The 17,925-nt window shown below is 49.0% G+C and carries 19 protein-coding genes; 4 read left to right on the top strand and 15 right to left on the bottom strand.

Annotation, left to right across the window (positions count from 1 at the left end; genetic code table 11):
* Positions 1–297: 297 nt before the first annotated feature.
* Both ACFVRY_RS03895 and ACFVRY_RS03890 read right to left on the bottom strand, forming a co-directional pair.
* Positions 298–465 (bottom strand): putative phage abortive infection protein, encoded by a 168-nt coding sequence (locus ACFVRY_RS03895; protein WP_387497759.1) that lies wholly within the window; start codon positions 463–465, stop codon positions 298–300.
* Between the two features lie 166 nt (positions 466–631).
* A complete protein-coding gene (locus ACFVRY_RS03890) occupies positions 632–871 on the bottom strand; it encodes a hypothetical protein (protein WP_387497476.1) in 240 nt (79 codons plus the stop codon).
* Positions 872–1,160: 289 nt separating this feature from the next.
* Here ACFVRY_RS03890 and ACFVRY_RS03885 point away from each other — a divergent pair, with 289 nt between their 5' ends.
* Positions 1,161–1,505, top strand: a complete 345-nt coding sequence (locus ACFVRY_RS03885) for a tyrosine-type recombinase/integrase (protein WP_387497757.1) — start codon at positions 1,161–1,163, stop codon at positions 1,503–1,505.
* Between the two features lie 334 nt (positions 1,506–1,839).
* Here ACFVRY_RS03885 and ACFVRY_RS03880 read toward each other — a convergent pair whose 3' ends face one another.
* From ACFVRY_RS03880 to ACFVRY_RS03860, 5 genes are all read right to left on the bottom strand, one after another.
* On the bottom strand, positions 1,840–2,169 hold the full coding sequence (locus ACFVRY_RS03880) for a hypothetical protein (protein ID WP_387497474.1): 330 nt from the start codon (positions 2,167–2,169) through the stop codon (positions 1,840–1,842).
* 162 nt (positions 2,170–2,331) lie between these two features.
* A complete protein-coding gene (locus tag ACFVRY_RS03875; protein ID WP_387497472.1) occupies positions 2,332–3,342 on the bottom strand; it encodes a Gfo/Idh/MocA family protein in 1,011 nt (336 codons plus the stop codon).
* Positions 3,343–3,371: 29 nt separating this feature from the next.
* Positions 3,372–4,460: a Gfo/Idh/MocA family protein gene (locus ACFVRY_RS03870; protein ID WP_387497470.1), complete on the bottom strand. Its 1,089-nt coding sequence runs from the start codon at positions 4,458–4,460 to the stop codon at positions 3,372–3,374.
* Positions 4,457–5,233 carry a sugar phosphate isomerase/epimerase family protein gene (locus ACFVRY_RS03865; RefSeq protein ID WP_387497468.1) on the bottom strand — a complete coding sequence of 259 codons (777 nt, stop codon included), beginning with the start codon at positions 5,231–5,233 and terminating at the stop codon, positions 4,457–4,459. Before ACFVRY_RS03865 ends, ACFVRY_RS03870 begins: the two co-directional genes overlap by 4 nt.
* 29 nt (positions 5,234–5,262) lie before the next feature.
* The gene (locus tag ACFVRY_RS03860) at positions 5,263–6,429 is read right to left on the bottom strand and encodes a Gfo/Idh/MocA family protein (RefSeq protein ID WP_387497466.1); all 1,167 of its coding nucleotides are present in this window, start codon (positions 6,427–6,429) and stop codon (positions 5,263–5,265) included.
* 165 nt (positions 6,430–6,594) lie between these two features.
* Between ACFVRY_RS03860 and ACFVRY_RS03855 the strand changes: the two genes are divergently transcribed.
* Positions 6,595–7,422 (top strand): AraC family transcriptional regulator, encoded by an 828-nt coding sequence (locus ACFVRY_RS03855; protein WP_066368615.1) that lies wholly within the window; start codon positions 6,595–6,597, stop codon positions 7,420–7,422.
* 36 nt (positions 7,423–7,458) lie between these two features.
* On the top strand, positions 7,459–8,313 hold the full coding sequence (locus tag ACFVRY_RS03850) for an SDR family oxidoreductase (protein WP_387497464.1): 855 nt from the start codon (positions 7,459–7,461) through the stop codon (positions 8,311–8,313).
* A gap of 204 nt (positions 8,314–8,517) precedes the next feature.
* On the opposite strand, the gene ACFVRY_RS03845 is transcribed toward ACFVRY_RS03850, so the two are convergent.
* From ACFVRY_RS03845 to ACFVRY_RS03820, 6 genes are all read right to left on the bottom strand, one after another.
* Positions 8,518–9,411, bottom strand: a complete 894-nt coding sequence (locus ACFVRY_RS03845; RefSeq protein WP_387497462.1) for a hypothetical protein — start codon at positions 9,409–9,411, stop codon at positions 8,518–8,520.
* 466 nt (positions 9,412–9,877) lie between these two features.
* On the bottom strand, positions 9,878–10,438 hold the full coding sequence (locus ACFVRY_RS03840) for a hypothetical protein (protein WP_387497460.1): 561 nt from the start codon (positions 10,436–10,438) through the stop codon (positions 9,878–9,880).
* 10 nt (positions 10,439–10,448) lie between these two features.
* The gene (locus tag ACFVRY_RS03835) at positions 10,449–12,209 is read right to left on the bottom strand and encodes a sensor histidine kinase (protein WP_387497458.1); all 1,761 of its coding nucleotides are present in this window, start codon (positions 12,207–12,209) and stop codon (positions 10,449–10,451) included.
* On the bottom strand, positions 12,206–12,886 hold the full coding sequence (locus tag ACFVRY_RS03830) for a response regulator transcription factor (RefSeq protein ID WP_387497456.1): 681 nt from the start codon (positions 12,884–12,886) through the stop codon (positions 12,206–12,208). Before ACFVRY_RS03830 ends, ACFVRY_RS03835 begins: the two co-directional genes overlap by 4 nt.
* Before the next feature lie 79 nt (positions 12,887–12,965).
* Positions 12,966–13,790 carry a hypothetical protein gene (locus ACFVRY_RS03825; RefSeq protein WP_387497454.1) on the bottom strand — a complete coding sequence of 275 codons (825 nt, stop codon included), beginning with the start codon at positions 13,788–13,790 and terminating at the stop codon, positions 12,966–12,968.
* Between the two features lie 95 nt (positions 13,791–13,885).
* Positions 13,886–14,959, bottom strand: coding sequence for a YeiH family protein (locus ACFVRY_RS03820; RefSeq protein WP_387497452.1), 1,074 nt, complete (start codon positions 14,957–14,959; stop codon positions 13,886–13,888).
* A 185-nt stretch (positions 14,960–15,144) separates the two neighbouring features.
* Here ACFVRY_RS03820 and ACFVRY_RS03815 point away from each other — a divergent pair, with 185 nt between their 5' ends.
* Positions 15,145–16,038: a LysR family transcriptional regulator gene (locus tag ACFVRY_RS03815; protein ID WP_387497450.1), complete on the top strand. Its 894-nt coding sequence runs from the start codon at positions 15,145–15,147 to the stop codon at positions 16,036–16,038.
* 3 nt (positions 16,039–16,041) lie between these two features.
* Here the strand turns inward: ACFVRY_RS03815 and ACFVRY_RS03810 are convergent, their stop codons facing one another.
* Positions 16,042–16,722, bottom strand: coding sequence for an ABC transporter ATP-binding protein (locus tag ACFVRY_RS03810; RefSeq protein WP_387497448.1), 681 nt, complete (start codon positions 16,720–16,722; stop codon positions 16,042–16,044).
* Positions 16,719–17,846: an ABC transporter permease gene (locus tag ACFVRY_RS03805; RefSeq protein WP_387497446.1), complete on the bottom strand. Its 1,128-nt coding sequence runs from the start codon at positions 17,844–17,846 to the stop codon at positions 16,719–16,721. Before ACFVRY_RS03805 ends, ACFVRY_RS03810 begins: the two co-directional genes overlap by 4 nt.
* Positions 17,847–17,925 lie beyond the last annotated feature (79 nt).

Raw genomic sequence — 17,925 nt, 5'->3', positions numbered from 1 at the left:
TTTATTCTGCTATTATATTAGCAAATCCTTAATTATTCATTCAACTATAACTTTGCATATTTAACGAAGGTAACCTCACATCCGCTATAAACTTAACGGCATAGCCGTGAGTGTCACTCTCCTCTTATTTCCACATTACAAATACAAATATAACATATTTAAATCCTATTGAACTTCCAATGTACAGTCAATAATCGGCCTAGATCCGATCATTATCCCCTTCAGAAAACTCATTTTCCCAGTTAAACCATGCTGATTTTAAATTATGATGAATTTGATCTTCGGCTTTTGATTGAATTAATATAAATAGCCAGTTAATTGAGCTCTAATTATATCTAAGTATTTCTCTCTTTCAATATTTGTTAGGAGTTCGTTGGTTTCTACTAGTTTCACAATTTCACAGAGTTGATTAAGAACGTGATCTAAAGAAAAACTTCTATATTCTAACAAAGATGGATTGTGCATTAGTGGCCAAGTCATTTTCCCGAGACGTAATATAATTAGAATATATGCTTTTTAAAGCATCTCTACTATACGAGTTAGAATAGCTTAAAGTTTGTATGAGCTGGTCATACAATGACAACATGCTAAAAAACGTATTCTCAAACCTTTGAATATTTATTGAATATACTTACGCTTGCATTTCTTGATTAGTTTTTGCTACTTCTTCTCTTTGGAGTTTTAATTCCTCTCTTTGTAACTTAAACTCAGCACGCTGTTGATAGATTGTATAAATAATCCCTCCAAATGCTAATCCTGAGAAAAGGGTGTTAATTGAACCAAACATATCACCAAATTCACCATGTGTATGATAAGTAAAGAGAAAGATAATACTACTAACAATCCAGATAATGGTGATTCCAAACAACAACCTGGGAAGCCTTATTTCTTCAGTATCGTTTTCAATGTCTTTTTTATAAAATACTTATAGATTTCCCCCTTTAATTCTCTCCATTATTCTTATTCCTTTTTCACCATAATATAACAAAAGACGGGTTTCCGGTCTATTACTAATTCTTTAAAATATATTTGCGATATACATAAAACAATCTACCACCTAACTAACAATCGATATGTATGGGAACTAACTCCACCCTAAAGCGATACATCGGTTATAATCTTTGATTTCGATGAAATTATCATTAGAATGTTAGAAGAACATACATGATAGCTACAAGTTACATTACGATGATTATTATGAAGGCCAATTCATCCTTGCTGATCCTGATGACCCACCTTTTACATTGAGAAAGTTAGAACAACGTATGCATAAGAATTATCAAAGAAACAAGCATAAAAAAGAAGCCACTCCTCATATCTGGCGACACACTCATATAAGCATGCTTACAGAGGCTGGAGTTCCGCTACCGGTTATCATGCAGAGGGTGGGTCACAAAGATGCAAAGACTACTATGGAGATCTATACGCACGTCACGAAGCATATGAAAGCAAATGTCAAGCAGAACACCAGAACACACTTCGGGAAGATATTAACTGAAGTCTGAGCAAGAAATGTGATCTTTTGGTGATCTTTTCATGTATGAAAGATGGAAGAACCCTTATCAATCCAGCATTTATAAGGGTTCTTCCATCTCATGTCTATATTTAAGACACATTTGCCTGCTGAGGTCAATATGGATCAAGCTACATGCTGGACGCCTTACATAGACTAGGCCTCTGTCGGTTGACTAGAAAGATTCTCGATGTCGGTGGAGCCAAAGAAAAATAGTCCAAACAATATGAAAAAAATAACCCACATCCCAAAATCCGGACCCACAGTTTCGCCCATTATTCACCTGCTCCTTTGCTTGTAATTAGCTCGTCATCGTCTTGATCTCTTCAGCCCTTTTGGCTCTTCTGTGTAAAAGCCTGAAGTACCTCGTCGATCGTCATATCTCCATTGTCGTTAAGAAACTTTACCATATTATCCACATTGGTGTTCTTAATCAGCGTTTTATATTTACCAGTCAGCCCGACAAGCAGCGTAGCTTGCTTGAATATAGTTACCGAATCGACATTCAGCTTCCCGGTTAAGAGTAAGGCTGCAACAATGATCTCCAAGTTCTTTCCACCATTAAGGAGTGCCTGAATGGAACGCTCCGCGCTGACTCCATTCTTCGATCTGCTAGATGAAACCGTTGTTTTTTTGTTCCTCCCAGGGGAAGCCATAGTAATCCTCCCGCCTCTTTAATGAATGTGAACTACTGATTCTCCATTTGTTATTCTATTCCGGGAAAGAGGTTTCGGTTACTGGGCTTATACAATGAAGCAGGCCGCAAATATCGCGGCCTGCTTCGTGCGTGTTCATCTGGTATGAAATTAAGCATCATTTTATGCTCTGGCGTTAGATGAGCTATAAATATCCTTTGCCAGCTTCATCGCCTTGAAGCCCTCTGCACCGTCAATCCAGAATTTTCGATTCTCACGGATATGGCTATAAAAATCCTCAATCAATCGAAAATGTCCAGTTCCCCAGTAGGATTTGACTCCCGCGGATTTGGTGGCAGGTTCGCATAAGAGTATCTCCTGATCGTCCTTCCAGAGATACAGGCAATCTCTGCGCTGTAGGAGTGTCCCTTGCTCGAACACCACTTCCAGCTCTACTGGTGAATTAACCAGATAAGCATTCGTACCATAGAAAAGTCCTCTGGCTTCATTACTGAAATCAATGCACGCATGTGCGGTGTCTTCAACCTCAATTACGCCGTCCAGAACATCTGTTGTCACGCTTCCGCGTACCGAGCGAACTTCTCCCCCGAACCATTGCAGAAGATCCAGGGTATGAATGGTCTGATTCATAAGGACCCCTCCGCCCTCTGTGGCCCAGCGGCCTCTCCAGCTGCTGGATTGGTAATAGGCTTCATCCCGGTGCCAGGTGACGATGCCTTTCAGGCAGAGCAGCCGTCCCAGTTCGCCGGATTCGATGATTTGCTTGATGCGAACCGATGGGTCATTGTAGCGGTTCTGGAACACTACGCCCAGCTGCCCTTTACTGATGGCGGCTGCCTCCAGCATGCGATGAGCAGCGTCCAGACTATCAGCCAGCGGCTTTTCGGTCAGGACATGCTTGCCAGCCTCCAGCAGTTCTACAGCCATGTCCGCATGCAAGTGGTGCGGAGTACATAAATGAACTACATCAATATCGTCTCTGTCGATGATGGTTCGATAATCAGTGGTAGACATACAGCCGTATTCCCGACCTGCCTGTTCAGCCTTGGAGGGATCACTGTCCACAACAGCAAGCAGATCCACACCCTGAAGCCCAGCCAGTGCCTGGGCGTGCAGCGGGAAAATTGCACCGCAGCCAATAATTGCTGCGCCAAGCTTTTTCTTATTTTGCATGGTTCGCTCGTCCTTCCGCGCTCCCTGCGCTAACGTAATTGGTCCGGCGTCAGATTGACTGCCTGAGCCTGGGCTGTGAGACACAGCTCTGCTGCCTTGAAGGCATGCTCCTGAGTCATGGCCAGCTCGGTCCGGTTCAGAACATCCAGGATCAGCTCACCGAAGAATGGAAAACCGACTTTGCCTGCGACATGCTCGTAATGCTCGCCCTCTGCATCAGCCCAGAAGACGTGATCCCCGCTGCTCACGCGGCCCAGATCAGTGTATTTGCGCAATTCAATATATCCTTCCGTCCCGAGGATCATCGTTCGCCCATCGCCCCAAGTGCCGAGCCCCTCCGGGGTGAACCAGTCTACACGGAAATACTGGGTAGCACCGTTATCTCCGACAAGCGTTGCATCACCGAAGTCTTCTAGCTCAGGGTAGTCAGCATGACTGTAATTCGCTACTTTGCTGTGCAGCACTTTGGCTGAGCGGCAGCCCGCATAATACAGGAACTGCTCAATTTGGTGGCTGCCGATGTCGCAGAGAATCCCCCCATACTGCTGCCGTTTGAAGAACCACTCCGGACGGCTTGGCGCATTGAGTCGATGCGGCCCCATTCCCATGACTTGTAGCACCCGACCAATGCGTCCTTCGCGTATCAGTTGCCCGGCATAGACTGCGCTTTCCACGTGCAGTCGCTCGCTGAAGTAGACCATGTACTTCTGCTGGGTCCGTTCTGCCTGAACCCGGGCAGCTGCCAGTTGTTCCAGTGTTGTGAACGGTGTCTTATCTGTGAAGTAGTCCTTGCCATGCGCCATGACCTTCATCCCGAGCGCTGCACGCTCCGAAGGAATCGCAGCGGCGGCAACGAGATGAACCGCAGTATCTTCCAGAATTTCTTCCGCTGATCGGGCAGCCTTTACACCTGGATAGGTATCCAAGAAGACCTTCACTTTAGCCGGATCGGGATCATACACCCATTTCAGCTGTGCCCCTGCTTCGATCAGACCGTTACACATCCCATAGATATGACCGTGGTCCAGTGCTATTGCTGCAATAACGAATTCTCCTGCCCCCACCACTGGCTTAACTTCGTGGCGAGGGGCATAATTCATCCCGTCTTTGCGATTCATTCGGAGCCTCCCTGAAGGTAGCTCTGCAAATACTTAAGACTGATGCTTACACTCTCGAACGGATCACGACGACATGCATCCTGCTCGACTACATACCATTCCACACCCGTCTCACGGCAGGCTTCAATAATTCCCTTATAGTTCATGTTTCCTTCACCCAGTTCGGCGAAGGTCTGCCTTCTCTCCACGATAGCCATATCCTTAAGGTGAACGACGCCCATCCGTCCCTTTACCTTATGGGTCCATTCGATAGGATCGCCGCCACCCGCCTGCACCCAGTACAAGTCCAGCTCGAGGCCGAAGTCCGGCGCGGAATCGTTCAGGAGGATCTCCATTCCCGTTACACCATCTACCCGTTCAAATTCAAAATCATGATTATGATAGATGAATTGCAGGCCGTATTCCTCCTTCAGACGACGGGCAATCTCCGAAGCCTTCCGCGCAAACGTCCGGTAACCCTCCTGGCTGGTACGATAATGATCTGGCAACCCGCCAAGACCGATATACTTACAGTCCCACAGCTGATGCTCACGGGCCAAAGCGTCCAGATCATTCTCCAGCCGGTCCCAAGAGACATGGGTCGCACAGATCTTGAGGCCGCTCTCGTCGGCGTATTCCTTGACTTTTACCGGGTCAATGGGGCCGATACCAGACACTTGAACAGCAGTATAACCGATAGCAGCCACCTTCTGAAAAGTTGCTCTGAGCTCTTCCGGTGTTTGAGTGAAATCTCTTAAGGTGTACATCTGCAATGCGATATTGGAATGTTGCATAGATAAATCATCTCCTGAATGTTAGTAGATTAGTGGGTTCCTTTGACATCAAGTGTCTTGTTCCCGGCTGCTGCTTTTTGAAAAGTAGAGCTCTCGATCTTCTCGGTCAGCTTCGCATGGAACAGCTCAGCATCAATCGGCAGCTCCACCCAATTGTCGGTCCAAGAAGATAAATACATTGCATTGGATAGCGTCAGGCCGCGGATGCCTTCCTCTCCAGGAGCCAGCAGCGGTTCATCGTGCAGGATCGCACGGGTGAAATTCCGCAGAATGCCATTGTGCTGATCACCGCCGCCCGGCTCCACCGGAATCTCACATTTCCAGCTTTCCGGCGCGCCGAAGCCTTCTTCAAATTCAGCATTAAATTGGTGTTCAGGGGTACGTAGCCGCCAAAAGGTCAGGCTGCCGTTCTCGACCACTATTTTCCCATTGTCGCCTGTGATCTCGAAACGGTTCGTTCCCGGCGCTTCTCCTGTTGTCGTAATGAACAGGCCCGTCGCCCCGTTCTCATACTCTACATAAGCGGTTACATCATCTTCGACCTCAATGTTCCGGTACTTGCCGAAATGACAGAAGGCACGCACACGCTTCGGCATCATACCGGTCGTCCATTGCCACAAATCAAGCTGATGCGGGTCCTGATTCAGCAGCACGCCGCCGCCTTCCCCGCCCCAAGTCGCCCGCCAGCCGCCGGAGTTATAGTAACTCTGCGTTCGATACCAGTCCGTGATAATCCAGTTGGTACGACGGATCTCACCAAGCTCACCAGATTGGATCAGGTCTCTCAGCTTCTGGTAGAGCGGGTTCGTACGCTGGTTGTACATAATACCGAATTTCAGCTCGGGATGAGCCGCAGCCGTAGCATTCATTTCTTGTACAGCCTTGGTGTACACGCCTGCCGGCTTCTCAATCAAGGTATGGTATCCTGCGTTCAGCGCCTCAATCGCCAATGTCGGGTGATCGTAATGCGGTGTCGCAATGAGCACAGCATCTACAGTCTTCGCAGCAAACAGTTCTGCTGGGGTGCTATAATGCTTCACCGTTTCCGGCAAATGCTCTCCTGCCCACTCCAGACGTTCCGGGCTGATATCACAGACTGCCGCTAGCTCCGCGCCTTTGATTTCACTCAATAGATTGATTGCATGAGCCCGGCCCATATTCCCTACTCCAATAATCCCATAACGTACGGTTGACATAATGGATCACTTCCCTGTTCATAAGTATGACTTGAGGATATAACGACTGACGGAAAGTGAACATGCCAGGAATTAAGATTCTTTTGTAAATAAATAAGATACATTAGATAAATCCACAATAATCGCTATAATGGATTTAGAACGCTTTCACAAGGAGTCATGACGATGAATACCCCTCCCAATCTTACTAGCGGTATGCTGGAGAATTTGAGCGTGAACGTATCCTATGCCCAAGTCAGTACCAAATATCCCGGCTGGAACCGGACCAACGAGACCCCCTCCTTTGGCCGGTTCTATTACATAGATAAGGGCGAGGGCAAGGTCGTGCTTAACGGGATGACCTACTATCCGAAGCCTGGACAACTGATGATTATGCCGGCAGGTACAACACAGACCACGGATACTTCCCGTGAAAATCCATACACCCGCTATTACTGTCATTTTGATGCCCGCATCGGGGAATGGCCGCTGTTCCATGCCGCAGGTAAGCTTTACATCAGCGATGCGCCGGACCGGGATGCTGTACGGAAGATTTTTACCGAGATGATTGCCAATTTCCACCGGAATGATTTCTTCTCCAAAATGCGTACCCAGGCTTCGCTGATGAATCTCTTGGCCCTTTGTCTCGAATCTGGCGGATATCAGGACTTCATGAAAGAATTTATTATGACCGGCGATCAGGGTAAGCTGGCGAGTGTCCTCAATTTCATTGATGAACGCCTGAACTGGCCGCTGGAGGTTGAAGATCTCGCCGAGATTGTACATTTGCATCCGAATTACTTCATTCCCTATTTCAAAAAATTCGTGGGAGTCCCTCCCATGCAGTATGTTCAGCTCAAACGGATGGAGTATGCTAAGCGGCTCCTTTCCTATTCAGATTCCAGCATTTCCAGCGTCGCCGAGCAGGTCGGGATGGAGTTGGCACACTTCTCCAAAAGCTTCAAGAAAAATACGGGAGTCTCTCCCTCCGCATACCGGATCAGTACGAAATAATTTATAAATCTTATGACATGACAAGGAGCGATTCTTATGGGCAATCTGGCAATACATCCTACACTGGCAGGAAAAGTAGTGGTCATTACAGGCGGGGCGGGCGTCTTGTGTCGTACGATGGCGCTTGAACTGGCACGCCAAGGCACGAAAGTGGCTATTCTTAACCGTACTTTGGAGAAAGGCAAGGCTTTGCAGGCCGAGATTGAGGATGCAGGCGGGCAGGCTTGTGCAATTGCCTGTGATGTAACGGACAAGAACAGCGTAGCAAGTGCCGCTAGTGAGGTGCAGCAACACTGGGGTCCTTGCGATCTGCTGATCAATGGTGCCGGTGGCAATGATGCTTCAGCCAATACTACGAAAGAAAGTTATGAGCCGGGGGATCTAGACAATCCTGACGTTCATTCGTTCTTCGATCTCAGCGTTCCGGGCTTTCGGCAAGTACTCGATCTCAATCTGATTGGCACCTTGATTCCTACCCAGATTTTTGCCGCTCAGATGCTTGGACGTCAGGGTGCTGCTGTCATCAACATCTCTTCGATGAGCGCCGAATCCTCCTTGACCAAAGTACCGGCATATAGCGCCGCCAAGGCGGGCATCAACAATTTCACGAGTTGGCTAGCTGTTCACCTGGCAGACGCGGGTATCCGCGTGAACGCCATCGCCCCGGGCTTTTTTCTGACCAAACAAAATGAGAAACTGCTCATCCGAGAAGACGGGGAACTAACAGAGCGCTCTCAGAAAATTATTGCCCACACCCCAATGCGCCGCTTCGGCCAACCGGAGGACCTGCTCGGCACACTCCTCTGGCTCGCCGATGAAGAGACCTCGGGCTTCATTACAGGAATTACGGTTCCTGTCGACGGCGGGTTTATGGCTTATTCGGGTGTTTAACCAGATAAGAGGAGGCTGATTGATTAAGAAGAGGCTACTTCAATACAAGGTGCCAGATCATATGTGCATACTCCAGCAGTCCGCCATGTAGCTCGACTAGGGACAGACGCAGTCCCGAACCTGTTGGGATCTGCTGGAGTGTCCGTGAGTCGTTGGTTTTGTAGAAACCTTAGAACTAGCAATTAGGGGAAGATGCGGGAACACTTAGTGGCTCAATCGCTGCAGCAGGATGGCTGCCAGTTCCTCTGCTGTATCCCAGAGCAATGGACGTATCTCACTTGGCAAAATAGGTTCATGCTCCTGATGAACACTCTTCATCGTCCAGAGAACAGGTATGTCCTGTCCAAGAGCATATCCTGCTCCAAAATAGACCTCTGGTGCTTGAGTTGTCACATCCGCAATTAGCAGCTTACTTGCAGCGAGGGTGTCTAGGGTATAACTTGCTTGGCGGTCTGGGTCCGCAGCATTGAATACTTGGGGACTATACCCGCATTGTTCAATTCGGGGTAGTACATAGGCTGACCACTCTCCGAGTAGATGCTGATCAGCCGATAACAGCACGCAGCACGCCTTGAGCTTTCTGCCTCCGGCCCTTGCAGCAGCTTCTGCCCAGCCTTTATCCGTCAGCCTGAAGCTCATCCCTTCGCGCACAAGCAGTTCATCGCCAGCGAGTTTATCTATGATATAGACCAATTCCTGTAGATTCGGCGAATAAGTTATATTATAGCTGTTAGCCAGCGGCTGAATAACTACCGCTTCATCTGCCGCCTCTGAGTGTCTGTACAGATATTGCAGGAAACGCGCGCCCTTTTCCTCTATGGTGGCCGGAATATCCGGTGAGTTAGCGATGGACTCCAGTTCGCCCGCGGTGAGCACCACCTGATTTCCCCTATCTAGCTGTTCCCGGATATAGGCTGACAGAATGGGAAAAAGCTGCCGTTTGTCCTGATGGCTCAACGCATTAACGGTTTCATAGCTGCCGCGAAGCAAACGGTAGGAATCACCCGGCGCACAATGGCAGTCGATAAATTTATCATAATCCCCACTGGTTTCCAGTGGAACGATCTCATCACAGAATAAGCATTGCTTCTTCGCCATAACGGTTATCAGCTCCTGTTAGAATTTGAGCGCAGGCTTCTTTCAGGATAGGGTTTGCTTAATCAGGCGGATTTATAAAACTTTTTTGAAAAAATGAGGTTGAGACACTTGCGCGCTTGCGGGTAAAGCCGCTGCGGGCTCGGAGGTTCTTGCGATCGCTGTTAAAGTCAGATTTCCTGATTGTAAAAAAAATTACAGGTTGAACTCTGCCTTTAAAGGCGAACACATCGTTTCTCCAGAATCCTCCTACCCTCCACTCTGTTCGCACCTAAACAAATCTAAGGCAAACGCTAAATTTCAGACTACACTATGTAAATCGACACCTAATTTTTATAATATTAACTCGATATCGTCTTAAATCCATGAAATTTAAAGAAGGCTGCCGAGACTTTCTCGGCAGCCTGAATCGCTTGCGCGGCTTTCATTCTAAGCCTATATCTCTATATAGCTAGACAAGCGTTCCAGATTATTTTAGCGTAATCGCCTTTGTCCACGTCAGTTCCTGGCCCTGATCGTTCTTGAAGGTGAACTTCACCTCGCCTTGTTCCTTCTTCATGCCATCCGGATAAATGAAGCCCATAAACTGGCCGTCACCACTGATGTAGAAGCCGTCGCCTCCATTCTGACCATGCTCCACAGCTTCTTGCAGTGTATTTACGATATCGTTCTTATCTGACTTCCACTCGATCTGCGACAGCGCATACTCTTCAGGCCGCTGTTTGACGGCAAAATCAAAGCTGTTTCCCTCGATCGGCTTGGGTGTCTGATCAATTACAATCAGTATTTGTTGATCTGTCTGTGCGCCGCCGTTAGGCTCTGCATCTTCTGCCTTTGCGCCGCTGCCGCCAGGGGTTGACGCTTGTTCTGTCGGTACTGCTGTAGGGTCGACCTGAGTCTGCGCCGTAGCACTTGGTGACGCGGAAGGCGTACCACCATTGGCTGCGGGCTCCGGTTTTGCTCCGCAAGCACTAAGCAGCAGAGTAGCTGCAAGTACCGCTAGCATATTCATGGATGTCATTTTATTCATGTGATACTCCTCAGCTTTCTTCCGGTATAATCATTGGCTCTGCTTGTTCCAGCGTAAAGTAAAAGGTCACGCCCTGCTTCGTGTTCTCAGCACCGTACCGGCTTCCATGCAGGTCCAGAATATTCTTCACAATGGCAAGACCCAGTCCAGTTCCTCCGAACTTTCGGTCCCGGGAACGTTCAGCCCGGTAGAACTGATCCCAAATCCGCTCTAAGTCGCCCTCGGGGATAGACGGACCTACATTGTCGATGCGGGTCATAATAATGCCCGGTGAAGCCTGCTGTATCTGAATTCGGATCGTGCTATGCTCCTCGGCATACCGGACGGCATTGCTAAGCAGATTCAGAACAACCTGCTCCATACGTCTAGGGTCCGCCTGCACGGCCCATTCTTCTGTCTCCAGGACGTCGATATGAAGATTCTTACTTGCTAGCTGATGAGCAAACGATGAGGCCACATTTCGCACAAGACGCCCCAGATAAATCTCCTTGGGATGCAGGCGGACAGCCTTGGCCTCAAATTTGGACAGCTCCAGCATGTCCATAATCAATGCGTTCATCCGGTCCGTTTCATTCACAATCAGATGCAGATAACGCTCTCTTTTATCAGTCGCCACATCGTCTTGCAGTCCCTCTGCGAAGCCTTTGACAATCCCCAGCGGCGTCTTCAGCTCATGTGAGATATTGGCGATCAATTCCTTGCGCAGCTGCTCGGAGCGCTCCTTCTTGGCCACTTCCTCCTGTAGGTCTTGGTTGGCTTCAGTGAGTTGTTTCAAGGTTGCGTCGAGGTTCTGGGATAATGTATTCATGCTTCGCGACAGATCACCGAACTCGTCTTTGGAAGTAATGGACGGCTGCTGGCTGAAATCCAGCTCTGCCATGCGCGTAGCCGCCTTACTGAGCTTCACTAATGGATTCGAGACGATCCTGGAATAGATCAATGATAGCAGCGTCACCAGAATCAGGATCACCGGGGCCAAATAAAGAAAATATTGTGTCAGGATGCTAACCGCTTCCCCGACTGGCTGAAGCGAAGTCATCGCAAAGACATAACGACCTCCCTCCCCAGTTTCAGGAAGGGAAAGAACCACCACCGCGTACACAATGCCGCTCCATTGGTCGGTCCATTCCATCTGAACAGGAAGCCCTTTAGTCAGTCGATCTCTGTCAGTCTCCATCTTGTTCATCCAATTGCCAAGTGCGTTCTGAATCAGCGTGTCTTGATAATAAGGGTTAAATGACCGGTCCTCTGGCAGCAACAAATCTGTGATTGTACCCGTGACACGGGACAATCCTTCCTCCGGCTGTGCACCGGACGGCTGCAGCTTAGTAGGCTGCATAATCGTATCTTTTTCATCCATATACAACCCGTCGACAACCAGATGGTCACCGATGTGGAGCCCGACAGGAATGTCATTCAGCATGGTTCCATCTGACGAGATACGGATCGTAATGCTTTTAGCAGGAGATTTTATCCGAATATAATACGGCTCTACACTTATACGCTCAAACTGATGATTAAATATCGCGATACTGACATCATGCTGGTTCATAAAGTCACCAAGGAGATGCGCGGCTTGATCCCCACCCGAATGCACTGCCGCATACTGCCGGCCAAACTCCTGCACATTCTGTTCCAGCTTGCTGATCTTGGTCGTGCGGTAAAAGCGCTCAAAGAACAGCCCTTCCACCAGCATGGCAATAGAAAAAACAATCACAATCATCACGGAGGTCACAACAAACAGCTTCAGAACTACCCCGTTCTTCTTCATGGCTCCAGCTCGAATTTATAGCCTGAACGGATGACCGTTCGTATTAAGGAGCCTTCACTCCCCAGCTTGGCCCGCAGCTTTTTGATATGGGTATCCACGGCCCGATGATCGCCAAAGTAATCCAAGCCCCACACCGCATTCAGAATATGATCCCGGGACAGGACGATACCATAATTTTTGATCATCACCAGCAGCAGATCGTATTCTTTGGGCGACAGGCTCAGCAGTTCACCGCTTACCGTTACCGTATGGGCTTTCTGATTCACCGACAATTCTCCGTAAATCAACGTGTCGCCTTCCCGGCCAATCGTCCCCTCTGTTCGCTTCATCAAAGCCGTGGCGCGAGCCACCAGTACCTTCGGGCTGAACGGCTTTGTCACATATTCATCCGCCCCAAGCTCAAAGCCCATCAGTTGATCATCATCCTCTGTTCTCGCCGTGATGATAATGATCGGGACATCCGATTTCTGGCGAATACGTCTGCACACCGACCAGCCATCCATTTCCGGCATCATAATATCGAGTACCACCAGATCAACCATCGACCGTGCAAAAATCTCCAGCGCCTGCCGTCCGTTCTCCGCTTCATAGACTTCCCATTGTTCCTTCTTGAAATAGTCCGTGATAAACTCCCGCATCAGCGCATCATCTTCCACCAGCAAAATACTTCTCTTCATTTCTTGAACACTCCACATCTACCAGAAATTCATTAGTCCATTTAACAGGAGACGTGAATGTCTGTCAAAAAGACTTGCTTTACCGATTCACTGCGATCACGCTGATCTTCTTATCAACCTGTCCGATCCACAGCTCACCGTCGCCCACCATAACACCCTGCCAGTTCACGAATAGCTTGTCTTCCTTCTGAGCAAGGAATTTCTTCTTCACTTTAGCCGTCAGGATGTCATTATATTTGGCGATAAACTCTTTCTTCGTTTTAATTTGCATACTTTTCCCTTTAGTGTTCACGCGCAGCGGATAGGATATGCTGTCGGCTACTGCTGCTTTGTTATTGGCGGCTACATCCTTTTGCAGCTTGTTAAAAAAGTGTGCGAACGCTACAGGATTATCTATCCCCGCAACTTCATATGGATTCTCTATCACATTGACCGCATACACAACTACACGATTATTGATCTTACTTATCCATAGTTCCCCATCTCCGATCATAATGCCATTTGAATTGGAAAAGGCTTGATCCGGCTTCTGAGCCAGCAGCTTGGCGCGCACATTGGCGGTCATAATCCGATCATATTTTTGCACGAATTCTTCTTTGGTGTAGATGGGGAAGGTTTTGCCACTCTTGTTTACATTAAGCGGGTAGGACATCAGTTCGGCTACCTCTTTGCTTTTGCTTTCAGAGACTGCTTTCTGTAGTTTGGCCAGGAATGTTGTGAATTCCTTAGGATCTTCAAACCCTGCATTGTAATACGGATTGTTGACGCTTTGCTGAGTGGCAGGAGCTGCTGCTACTGTGGTGGAAAAATCTTTGGTGGAACCGGCCTTTTGATCGGCCCATACCGGTCCTGTCAATGCGGTTGCAGCTACTGTAAGTCCTAGTAGGAATGCGATTTTTTTCATTATTTATTACCTCCATCGGTGATTTGATAAACCAAGTATAGTACCCGCATGTGTACAACAGGTGTACATGAAGTGTTATTTCAAAAGGCTCTTGCTCAATTCAGCCCAAAAGCGTGAACAAGTAGGAAACCTAGGCTGGACAACAAGACGGACCCGATCAGCCCGGCATAGAACGGTTTCTTACCCAGACGGCGGAAGGTGGCGACATCCACGCCCAGGCCGAGACCCGCCATAGCCATCGCCAGTAGCATATAGGACAACACGAGAAGTGCCGATATCACCTCGTCTGGGATGATTCCCAGCGTGTTCACCCCGCTCATGAGCAGGAAGCCAAAAATAAACCATGGCACCGGCAGCTCACGCCACTTGAATCTATGGATCTGCCCTTGCTGTTTCTGCCCTTGTAGCTCCTGTTGTTGTTCCTTGCGCGCTTGCCGCCCATCCCAAAAGCCAATCACCAAGGCAATCGGTACCAGCATCGCGACGCGTGTCAGCTTCACAATCACCGCCATATCCAGCGCACCCTGGCCTCCCGGTGCAGCAGCTGCAATAACATGCGCCACCTCATGCAGCGTTGCCCCTGTGAATATCCCGTAGCCAGTCACGGTTAGGCCGAGCAGCGGGTACAGCAGTGTATATGCAAGTGTGAAAATAGTGCCAAGAATGGCTACCGTCGCCGCGCCCACCGCCGTCTCTTCGTCCTTCGCCTTGATTTGCGGTGCAATGGCAACTACTGCCGCAGCGCCACAGATGGCCGTTCCGCATGCGGTCAGCAGTCCTAATCGCTTGTCGACCTTGAGCCATTTCGCTAATCCATAGACAACCACAATCGTGAACACAATATTGATGGCGGCAATCGCCACTACTTTATAGCCCGCATGAGCGATATCCAGTACATTCAGCTTCAATCCAAGCAGTATGATACCGAATCTTAAGAGTCTTTTACTGGAAAAGGCTATTCCAGACTGAGCCTGCACAGGCACACCCCTAACCGCCCTGTACAAAATGCCTAGCAGAATCGCAATAACCAATTGGCCCATAATACTCAAAAATGGCAGGTACGCCAGCAGCTTAGCTATGATGGATAATAGTATCGTCAAACCTATCCCCTGCAAAAATCCGCCGTTCTTCATACCCCTAAAAGGCATTCGATGTATAAGTCCCATCATCTTCGTTGCACTTCCTTAATGTGATAAATTATATTCTCACTATAGAAGGAGCGTAGCCGAAAGTGAAATACGACTTTGCGATGCTTATCATTACAAAAACTTATGATTGAAAGTCTATCCTATGCTAAAATGGCTCTAACAAGCCCATATAGCCGCAGAAACTATTTTAAAAATGAGGGATTATAATGATCACTGATGCACTCCGCGTGTTTGCAACCGTTGCAGAACAACGTCACTTCTCCAAAGCCGCCGAGCTGCTGAACCTGTCTCAGCCGGGCGTTAGTCTGCATATTAAAAATCTGGAGAATGAGCTGGGAGCCAAGCTGCTGCATCGTTCGCCGAAGCAAGTGTCCCTGACTGAAGCCGGGTCTATTCTCTATAGACATGCCAAGCGCATCTTGTTCCACTATGAAGAGGCGCGTCAGGAGATTCAACTGCTTCAGGATGAGGTAACTGGCAGTATTCTTATAGGCGCCAGCTTTACGATTGGTGAGTATATTTTACCGGGGAAGCTTGCGGCGTTCGCTGGACAATATCCGCAGGTCAATATTCAGGTCACGATTGGCAATACACAGGAGATTATCGGAGCTATTCGGGGAAATCAGCTGGATATCGGATTTGTTGAGGGTGAGGTGCAGGCCTCTGCTGACCTTGAGATTATCCCTTATATGAAGGATGAGATGATTGTTGTGGCCCCCTCCGACCATCCGTTATCCCAATCCGTCGTTGTGGAGCAAGCCATGCTACAGAATCAGGTCTGGGTGCTCCGTGAACTAGGCTCCGGGACCCGTGCCTTCAGTGATCATTTCATACAGGAGACGGGGATTGAAGCGAAGCGGTCCCATGTCTTCACCAGCAGCCAGGGTGTGAAGGAAGCCGTCGCCGCCGGGCTTGGGATCGCTCTTTTATCAAGATGGGTGGTACGGAAAGAGCTGGCTGCGGGTGAGATCACCGAGCTGCGCATCCGGCAGCTGCAATTAGAGCGAAGCTTCTCGATCATCCGTCATAAGGAGCATGCCCGCTCCATGGCGGTGGATGTGTTCCTGCAAAAGCTGCTTTTTGGCAAAAAAGAAGGCTGAAGGCTAAACGCCTTCAACCAGTACCCCCTCTTCCAAATGCAGCACACGGTCACACCATTCCAGCATTCGCTCGTCATGCGTGACCATCACCGCCGCTTTGCCTTCCCGTTTCACCTCATCGGCAATCATACTGACGACCTCTTTGCCTCGCTTGAAGTCGAGGCTTGCCGTCGGCTCATCGGCGAACAGAATCGCCGGCTTATTCATCCACGCTCTAGCGATGGCGACCCGCTGCTTCTCCCCGCCGGAGAGTGCCTCAGGGTATTGGTTCCGCCGTTCCCAGATCCCCAGGCGTTTCAACAAGTAATCCGCCCGCTGTTTAGACTCCTTTGTTCCAAGCTTCGCCAGCTTGGCAACATACAGGAGCTGCTCCTCTACTTTCAGATACGGCAGCAGCTGAGCGCTTTGGAACATAAAGCCGATTTTCTCCAGCCGTAGCTGGGTCAGCGCGCTTTTATCCTTGTCTTTTAACGATTCCCCGTCAATCAGAACTTCTCCGCTGGTTGGCGAGAGCAGCGCACCTGCTGTAGACAAAAAGGTACTTTTCCCCGAACCCGAGGGTCCCAGCACCGCTACGAATTCGCCCGCCTGAACTTCCAGGTTCAGGTTGTGCAGCACCGAAATGGTCGTATCTCCGTCACCGTAAGTTTTGGTCACTTGCTTCATTGTTAGTTTCGCACTCATGCGTAAGCCCTCCCTATTGCTTCCAATGCATCGACCTTCGCTACCCGTACCACCGATATAAGCGATCCGCACAAAGACATGCCGACGAATAATAAGCTGGTCCACAGAATCGTCATCGGTTCAAGCTGGAACGGCATCGAATCCGGCAGCGCCATGTTCATCCCAAAGGTCAGTGCCAGACTGACAACCAAGCTCGCTATGGACAGAATCATGACTTGGCCTACGACACTCCAGGCGAGATAAGACATCTTGGTGCCCATGGCTTTGAGAATACCGAACTGGCTTGTTTTCTGAATGGTGATGACATAGAAGAATACAGCCAGCACGAAGGCAGCAATGACAAACAGGAAAACGATCATCATGAGCAGAGAGCCTTGCTCTGCGGAGTATCCTGGAATGCTCTCGATGGCTTGCTTCTGGGTAATGATCTCCACATGATCCAGCTTGCCGTTAAGCTCGGCGGCCTGATCAGCGGTGATATTAAGTGCAATAACATTATAGGATGCCTCTTGCGAAGAGCCTCCTCCTTGGCCGGTACCTTGCTTCATCTCCTGCCACTCTTGTTGATTGATATAGACCACTGGGGTATGGCTGTAGGAGCTGTCCTTTACGAATCCTGCTACAGTAAAACTTTTGCCGGTGGCCTGATCCCGGAGTGTACTCCCGATTGTAATGCCGGACTTTTCCAGCTTCTTGTCTACGAGCACGCTGCCTGTGGTGTCATTGGTGAGCTTATCACCCACTACCACCTTGGGAGCCAACATTCCGTTCATATCCACTGCAAAATAAGTAATGTCAGCCTTCACGTCATCGGCGTTGCCAGTCCCTGCCGTAACCGTGCTCATCTGCACCGCAAGCGGAGTTGCATTGGCCTCTCCGGTGACTGCCCGAACCGCTTCAAGCTCTGTACCGCCCAGGACGGAACGTCTGAAGGTATGCTCCGCGTCCCTTTGAACCGCGAAATAATTCGCGGGCATATTCTCCACGGCGGAAATATTGGCATAGGCCAGTCCTCTTGCTAATCCCGTAACAAACAGGACCAGAAAGGAGACCAGGAGCATAATCACCATGATCAACGAATATCTGGCTTTGGAATGCCTCATCTCTCTTAGGGCTAAAAACATAGTACCACTCCTTCTACTCTGTATAGCTACAGTGTAGAAAGTGAAAATGAACGGAGTATGAATAAAGAATTACAAAAAC

It is taken from the genome of Paenibacillus sp. NPDC057934, assembly GCF_042887565.1.
Taxonomy (GTDB): Bacteria; Bacillota; Bacilli; order Paenibacillales; family Paenibacillaceae; genus Paenibacillus_AQ.
This window is presented reverse-complemented; position numbering and strand designations above follow the sequence as displayed.